The following is a 5,645-nucleotide window of genomic DNA, read 5'->3' as shown; positions in this document are numbered from 1 at the left end:
GCCGTCAGTACCGCCGCAGCAGCGCCGCCAGCGCCTGACCCCCGCCGATGCACATCGTCACGACGGCGTACTCGAGGTCGCGGCGCTGCAGGTCGAGGGCCGCGCGCACCGTGAGGATCGCCCCGGTCGCCCCGACCGGGTGCCCGAGCGCGATCGCACCGCCATACGGATTGACCTTCTCGGGGTCGAGACCGGCGTCGCGGATCACCGCGACCGCCTGCGCCGCGAACGCCTCGTTCAGCTCGATCACGTCGACGTCGGCGGGCGTCAGACCCGTCCGCTCCCACAGGCGTTGCAGCGCGATGACCGGCGCGTAGCCCATGATCTCGGGGTCGACGCCCGCGGTGGTCACGGCCTCGAGCGTCGCCAGACCGGTCAGCCCGCGCTCGCGCACGTCGTCCTCGCGCATCAGCACCATGGCCGCCGCACCGTCGTTGATGCCCGAGGAGTTGCCGGCGGTGACCGAGCCGTCCTTCTCGAACGCCGGACGCAGACCGGCCAGCGCCTCGAGGGTCGTTCCCGGCCGCGGGTGCTCGTCGACCGCGACCTCGACCGGGCGCCTCCCGCCGGTCGTCACCGCGACGATCTCTTCGGCGAAGGCCGCGCGAGCGGCATCCGTCGCCGCACGGCGCTGACTCTCGACGGCGAAAGCGTCCTGCTGCTCTCGAGAGACGTCGTACCGGGATGCCACCACCTCGGCCGTCGTTCCCATGTGCCGGCCGCTGAACGGGTCGGTGAGGATCGCGAGCGTGCCGTCGAGCAGGGTGCGATCGCCGAGTCGGGTGTTGCCGCGGGCGCCGTAGTCGAGGAAGGGCGTGCGCGACATGCTCTCGTCGCCGCCCGCCACGGCGACGTCGATCCCGCCCCAGCGCAGTTCCTGCGCCGCCGACCAGATCGCCTGCAGGCCCGAGCCGCACAGGCGGTTCACGGTGAAGGCGGGCACGCGCGTGGGAAGCCCCGCGGCGAGCGCGACGCGGCGGGCGTTGTAGGCGTCGGGGCCGTTCTGCGCGATGCAGCCCGTGACGACCTCGTCGACGTCGTCGGCCGCAACGTTCGCGCGACGCAGCGCCTCGACGACCGCGACGGCGCCGAGCTCGTGGGCGTCGACGCTCGACAGGGCTCCTCCGAACGAGCCGATGGGCGTGCGCGCCCCCGAGACGAGGACGATCCGCGGGCCCGTCGAAGCCCCCGCGAGCTCGCGATCTGCAGCCGTCATCAGCTCGCGGCTTCCTCGGGGCGCTCCTGGGCGTCGAGGTCGGCGGCATCCGGGACGTACCCCTCGACATGGCGCTCGTTCGGACCGACGTACGCCGAGAGGGGGCGGATGAGCGCGTTCGACGCCTGCTGCTCGCGCACGTGCGCCGTCCAGCCGGTCACCCGGGCGGCGACGAACAGCGGCGTGAAGGTGAGCGTGTCGAAACCCATCAGGTCGTACGCGGGGCCCGAGGGGTAGTCGAGGTTGGGGTAGATGCCCTTGCGCTCGACGAACTGCGCCTCGAGGGCGTCGTAGAGGGCGGCCACGTCGGGGCGGTCGTAGTGCTCGACCAGCGTGTCGAGGGCGGCCTTCATCGTCGGCACCCGGGAGTCCCCGCGCTTGTAGACGCGGTGACCGAAGCCCATGATCTTGCGCTTGGCGGCGAGGGCCTCGTCGAGCCACGGGCCGACGTTCTCGGCCGACCCGATCTCGGTGAACACGTGCAGCACGGCCTCGTTCGCGCCGCCGTGCAGCGGTCCCTTCAGGGCGCCGATCGCGCCGACGACCGCGGAGTACAGGTCGCTCAGGGTCGACGCGATGACCCGCGCGGTGAAGGTCGAGGCGTTGAACGAGTGCTCGGCGTACAGGACCATCGAGCGGTTGAACGCGTCGACGACGACGGGGTCGGACTCGACGCCGAAGGTCATCCACAGGAAGTTCGCCGCGTAGTCGAGGTCGTCGCGGGGCGCGATGAGCTCCTCGCCGCGCCGGCGGCGCTGACCGTACGCGACCACGGCGGGCAGCTGCGCCCACAGGCGCACGGAGCGGTCGAGGTTCTCTTCGGGGGTGCCGACGGCATCCATCACGTTCGAGATCCCGGCGGTCTCGCGGGCGCCGATCACGCTCACGGCCGTGCGCACCTCGTCCATCGGGTGGGCGCTCGTGGGCAGCAGGTCGATCGCGGCGCGGACGTCGTCGGCCAGCGCCCGGTGCTGACGCTCGGTGGTGCGCAGGGCGGCGAGCTGGGCGGCATCCGGGAGCTCCCCGTTCCAAAGCAGATACGCGACCGCCTCGAACGGCTGCGTCGCGGCCAGCTCCTGCACCGGGTAGCCGCGGTAGAGCAGGCTGTTGGTGTCGGGGTTGACCTTGCTGATCGCGGTCTCGTCGACCGTGACGCCGGCGAGGCCCTTCTTGATGTCGGTCATCGTCTCTCCCTCGAGTCGTGCGTGGTGTGTTCTCAGCGCTCGACGGTGAAGTCGAACACGTCGGCGTCGAAACGCGTGTAGCCCTCGTAGTCGATCAGGTCGTACAGGTCGGCGCGGTGCTGCATCTCGCCGACCTGGTCGCGCAGATGACCCTCGGATGCCAGGGCGTCCAGGCCGCGGCCCGCCGCTCCCATCGCGAGCCGCAGCAGCGACACCGGCCAGATGACCAGGTTGACCCCGGCGTCCCGCAGCTGCGCGGTCGAGAACAGCTCCGACTTTCCGAACTCGGTCATGTTCGCCAGGATCGGCACGTCCAGCGCCGTGCGCATCGCCTCGAACTCGCCCAGATCGCGCATGGCCTCGGGGAAGATCGCGTCGGCGCCGGCGTCGACCAGGGCCTTGGCGCGGTCGATCGCGGCATCCAGTCCCTCCACCGCGCGCACATCGGTGCGCGCCATGATGAGGAAGTCGGGGTCGCGGCGCGCGTCGACCGCGGCGCGGATGCGCTTGATCGCGGTGTCGGCGTCGACGACGCTCTTGCCGTCGAGGTGGCCGCACCGCTTCGGGTTGACCTGGTCCTCGATGTGCGTGCCGGCGAGCCCGGCGTCCTCGAGGGTCTGGATGGTGCGGGCGACGTTCATCGGCTCGCCGAAACCGGTGTCGGCGTCGATGATCGCCGGCAGTTCGGTCATCCGCGCGATCTGCTGGCCGCGACCGGCGACCTCGGTCAGCGTGGTCAGGCCGATGTCCGGCAGCCCCAGGTCGGCCGAGATGACCGCGCCCGAGATGTAGACGCCGTCGAAGCCCTTGCGCTCGATGAGGCGGGCCGACAGCGGGTTGAACGCCCCCGGCATCCGCACGAGATCCCCGGATGCCAGCTTCTCGCGCAGCGCGCGACGCTTCTGCTGCGGAGTGGCCTGCGCGTACAGCATCAGAACAGCCCCTTGGGCGCGGGCGCCAGAGCCAGCACACCGGGTTTGGCGACGATCGTCAGCTGCATCACCTCGGCGGGCGTCAGCTCGGGCAGGCGCTGGACGAGCTCGAGGAACCGCTCGATCTCGTCGGGCAGCAGGACGGGCTCGGCCAACGTCCGGAACTTGCGGATGTAGTCCTCGCGCGCGAACGGCCGGGCGCCGAGCGGGTGGGCGTCGGCGACGGCGATCTCGTCTTCGACGGTGGAGCCGTCGGCCAGGGTGATGACCACGCGGCCGCCGAACGCCTTCTCGTTCGGGTCCTCGGAGTGGTACCGGCGGGTCCACTCGGCATCCTCGGCCGTGGTGATCTTCTGCCACAGGGCGACGGTGTCGTCGCGACCCGCGCGCTCGGGGGCGTACGAGTCCACGTGGTGCCAGGCGCCGTCCTGCAGCGCGACGGCGAAGATGTACGGAATCGAGTGGTCGAGCGTCTCGCGCGAAGCTGTCGGGTCGTACTTCTGCGGGTCGTTCGCCCCCGAGCCGATCACGTAGTGCGTGTGGTGGCTGGTGTGAAGGACGATGGATGCCACGTTCGCCGGATCGCGCAGGTCGGGCCGCTCGGTGCCCAGGCGGCGGGCCAGGTCGATCCACGCCTGCGCCTGATACTCGGCCGAGTGCTCCTTCGTGTACGAGTCGAGGATGCCGCGCTTGCTCTCGCCCTCACCGGGGAGCGGCACGTCGTAGGAGGCGTCGGGGCCGTCGAGCAGCCACGCGATGACGCCGTCCTCGCCCTCGTAGATCGGCGACGGGCTGGTCTCTCCGCGCATCGCGCGGTCGACGGCCTCGATAGCCATCTTGCCGGCGAAGGCGGGGGCGTGCGCCTTCCACGTCGAGATCTCGCCCTTGCGCGACTGACGGGTCGCGGTGGTGGTGTGCAGCGCCTGGCCGATGGCCTGGTAGATCGTGTGCTGGTCGAGGTCGAGCAGCGTGCCGATGCCGGCCGCCGCGGCGGGACCGAGGTGGGCGACGTGGTCGATCTTGTGCTTGTGCAGCGAGATCGCGCGCACCAGGTCGATCTGGATCTCGTACGCCGTCGCGAGGGCGCGCACCAGGGCCGCGCCGTCGCGACCGGTGTGCTGGGCGACCGCGAGCACGGGCGGGATGTTGTCGCCCGGGTGGGAGTAGTCGGCCGCGAGGAAGGTGTCGTGGTAGTCGAGCTCGCGAACCGCCACGCCGTTGGCCCACGCCGCCCACTCGGGGCTCGATCGGCGCTCGAGGGCGCAGCCGAAGACCGTCGCGCCCGGGCCGCCGATCGACACCGCGTGATCGAGCGCCTGCTGGCGTGCGGCGCTGACGGGCTGACGGGTGAGGGATGCCGCGGCCACCGCGGCGTTGTCGATCAGACGGTTCACGATCATGTCGACCACGTCGTCGTCGACCGCGACCGGGTCGACCGCGACGCGCGCGAGAGCCCAGGCGAGCTGGCCCTCACGGGCGAGGTTCTCGTCGCTGCGGTGCACGCGCACGTGGTGGGTGATCGTCATGAGGGGTCCTCCGTGAGGGCTTCGAGGATGGTCGTGAGGGCGTTGTGCAGGTGCACGTGGGTGGCGTGCGCGGCGAGTTCGGGGTCGCCGCCGCCGATCGCGCGGGCGATCAGTTCATGCTCTCGCGCCGAGGCGGAAAGTCGCAGGGGGTTGTCGCGGGCCATGCGCCGCACCCGCACCAGGTGGGTGCGGACGCTGCGCAGGGCCCCTGACAGGTAGGCGTTGTCGACGGCCGCGTCGATCGCCGCGTCGAAACGGGCGATGAGGGCGTAGTACGCGTCCGCGTCGGCGGTGCCGATCGCGGTGAACTCCGCCGCGAGGGCCGTGAAGACGCGCCGATCGCCGCGCTGGGCGGCCAGTCGGGCCGCCTCGGTCTCGAGCGCGCGGCGCAGTTCGAACAGCGCGCCGATGTCGTCGGCGTCGATGCCGGCGACCACGGTGACGCGCGCCGAGGCCTGGGCGACCAGTCCGTCTGAGGCGAGCCGGCGCAGCGCCTCGCGCAGCGGCGTGCGACTGACGCCGAGTCGCGAGGACTGCTCGACCTCGCCGAGGACGGTGCCGGGTGCGAGGGCGCCGCTCTGGATCTCGTCGAGAATGGTTGCGTACGCGCGTTCACTCGCTCGCATGCGTCCCCCTCGTCGTCACCCGTCCAGTGTATGCACTGCGGCGCCGGAACGCGACGGATCGGTCGCGAAGACGTACGTGGGTATACACAGCGCCCGCGCCCGGCCCTCTGCCCCGGCGCCCCGCCTAGGCGCGCGCGCCGCCCGGCCGCCCGCACGCGGGC

At 71.7% G+C, this 5,645-nt stretch carries 5 protein-coding genes; all 5 read right to left on the bottom strand.

Features of this window, described 5'->3' with window-relative positions:
• Positions 1-4 precede the first annotated feature (4 nt).
• The 5 genes from DBR36_RS11035 to DBR36_RS11015 are packed head-to-tail and all read right to left on the bottom strand — an operon-like array spanning position 5 to position 5,484.
• Entirely contained in the window at positions 5-1,216 is a 1,212-nt protein-coding gene (locus tag DBR36_RS11035; RefSeq protein WP_108319343.1) for a thiolase family protein, read from the bottom strand.
• Positions 1,216-2,400 carry a bifunctional 2-methylcitrate synthase/citrate synthase gene (locus DBR36_RS11030; protein WP_108319341.1) on the bottom strand — a complete coding sequence of 395 codons (1,185 nt, stop codon included), beginning with the start codon at positions 2,398-2,400 and terminating at the stop codon, positions 1,216-1,218. Before DBR36_RS11030 ends, DBR36_RS11035 begins: the two co-directional genes overlap by 1 nt.
• A gap of 32 nt (positions 2,401-2,432) precedes the next feature.
• Complete coding sequence (prpB, locus tag DBR36_RS11025) at positions 2,433-3,332, bottom strand: methylisocitrate lyase (protein WP_108319339.1); 900 nt, start codon at positions 3,330-3,332, stop codon at positions 2,433-2,435.
• A complete protein-coding gene (locus tag DBR36_RS11020; RefSeq protein ID WP_108319337.1) occupies positions 3,332-4,858 on the bottom strand; it encodes an MmgE/PrpD family protein in 1,527 nt (508 codons plus the stop codon). The genes prpB and DBR36_RS11020 overlap by 1 nt, the downstream gene beginning before the upstream one ends.
• Complete coding sequence (locus DBR36_RS11015) at positions 4,855-5,484, bottom strand: GntR family transcriptional regulator (protein WP_108319335.1); 630 nt, start codon at positions 5,482-5,484, stop codon at positions 4,855-4,857. Before DBR36_RS11015 ends, DBR36_RS11020 begins: the two co-directional genes overlap by 4 nt.
• Positions 5,485-5,645: the final 161 nt, after the last annotated feature.

The sequence above is a fragment of the Microbacterium sp. HMWF026 genome (assembly GCF_003061325.1).
Taxonomy (GTDB): domain Bacteria; phylum Actinomycetota; class Actinomycetes; order Actinomycetales; family Microbacteriaceae; genus Microbacterium; species Microbacterium testaceum_E.
Note: the sequence above shows the minus strand (reverse complement) of the source record. Positions and strands in the feature narration are given on the sequence as shown.

Coding starts and splice junctions, on each gene's coding strand:
- DBR36_RS11035 (WP_108319343.1), bottom strand. CDS start 1,216: ATGACGGCTGCAGATCGCGAGCTCGCGGGGGCTTCGACGGGCCCGCGG.
- prpB (WP_108319339.1), bottom strand. CDS start 3,332: ATGCTGTACGCGCAGGCCACTCCGCAGCAGAAGCGTCGCGCGCTGCGC.
- DBR36_RS11030 (WP_108319341.1), bottom strand. CDS start 2,400: ATGACCGACATCAAGAAGGGCCTCGCCGGCGTCACGGTCGACGAGACC.
- DBR36_RS11015 (WP_108319335.1), bottom strand. CDS start 5,484: ATGCGAGCGAGTGAACGCGCGTACGCAACCATTCTCGACGAGATCCAG.
- DBR36_RS11020 (WP_108319337.1), bottom strand. CDS start 4,858: ATGACGATCACCCACCACGTGCGCGTGCACCGCAGCGACGAGAACCTC.